1 protein-coding gene is annotated in these 269 nt (G+C 67.7%); it reads right to left on the bottom strand.

Features of this window, described 5'->3' with window-relative positions; all coding sequences use genetic code 11:
• Positions 1-83 precede the first annotated feature (83 nt).
• The coding region (locus HKX41_11675) for a translation initiation factor (GenBank protein NNC24792.1) at positions 84-269 on the bottom strand (186 nt) is incomplete at its 5' end.

Genomic DNA, 269 nt, shown 5'->3' with positions numbered 1-269 from the left:
CCGGCCGCTCGGCTCATCGGTTGCCGTGTCAGTTATCCGTCTCTTTCGGCCGCGAGAGCTATCGGGCGGATGAAAAAACAAGCTCAGCGCTCGACGTCGAAGCCCTCGTCGCGGAGCGCGGCTTCGAGGCGCTCGCCGTGTTCGCCCTGCAGTTCGATGCGTCCGTCGGTCACGGTCCCGCCGACCGCGAGCCGTCGCTTCAGCGTCGATGCGAGGGCGTCCAGTTCATCGGCCGGGAGGTCGAGGCCGTCGACCACCGTCACGGGCTT

This window comes from Salifodinibacter halophilus (assembly GCA_012999515.1).
Classification (GTDB): Bacteria; Pseudomonadota; Gammaproteobacteria; order Nevskiales; family Salinisphaeraceae; genus Salifodinibacter; species Salifodinibacter halophilus.
Note: the sequence above shows the minus strand (reverse complement) of the source record. Positions and strands in the feature narration are given on the sequence as shown.